The sequence below is a fragment of the Methylobacterium sp. WL18 genome (assembly GCF_008040015.1).
GTDB classification, from domain to species: domain Bacteria; phylum Pseudomonadota; class Alphaproteobacteria; order Rhizobiales; family Beijerinckiaceae; genus Methylobacterium; species Methylobacterium mesophilicum.
This window is the reverse complement of record NZ_VRVD01001200.1, coordinates 1-668: the sequence shown is the minus strand read 5'-3', so window position 1 is coordinate 668 and position 668 is coordinate 1. Positions and strand designations below refer to the sequence as shown.

1 protein-coding gene and 1 pseudogene are annotated in these 668 nt (G+C 74.0%); both read left to right on the top strand.

What is annotated here, in order from left to right; all coding sequences use genetic code 11:
• The first annotated feature begins 239 nt into the window (after positions 1-239).
• On the top strand, positions 240-470 hold the full coding sequence (locus FV228_RS31820) for a hypothetical protein (RefSeq protein ID WP_147857978.1): 231 nt from the start codon (positions 240-242) through the stop codon (positions 468-470).
• Positions 463-668: pseudogene (locus FV228_RS31815) on the top strand (rhamnosyltransferase); the annotation flags it as partial. The gene FV228_RS31820 and the pseudogene FV228_RS31815, both read left to right, overlap by 8 nt.

Sequence of the window (668 nt, the reverse complement as noted above, 5' to 3'; positions counted from 1 at the left end):
CGCTTGAACCGCCCGAGGGTCGGGGGCAAACCGAGGCGCATCTCAGGGCTCTGCGGGGGAACGTGCGCCGCGCGCCGTCACGAGGCGCGGCATCCGTCGGCCGCCTTCGGGGTCGACGCGGTCGAGGCGCTGGTCTCGGATCGGCTCATGGTCGGCAGCGTCGGGGGCGTGCGTGGCGCGGAGGCGGGCGTCGCATTCTTCGCCCGTCGAACTAACGGAACCGGCCGAGTCCGTAAACCATGGGTCGGCTCGACCTCGACCTCGACCTCGGCCTGCGCGGCTGCGCGACCCGACCTGGCCGCTTGTCGGGGACCGGGCCTCGCGATATCGAAACGCCGACCCATCGGGACCGGATCGACGCCATGCGCCGCCTCGCCGGCTTTCCCTTCCGGCATCCCCGCTCGACCGATGCCGACCCGCAACGCCGCGGTGGAGCGGGCGTGAGCCGCCGGAGCCCGGCCCGTGCCTGATCCCGGACTGGACCGCCTCGCGCTCGGCATCACCCTGTTCCGGCCGAGCCGGGACCAGGTGGACCGGGTGCTGGCGCACGCCGCGTCCGGATTCGCCCGGGTGATCGCCTTCGACGATGGCGGCCTGGCGGATGCGGAGGCGGAGCGCCTCGTCCGGGCCGGCGTGAGCCTGCTGTCGGCGGGGCGCAATGTCGGCAT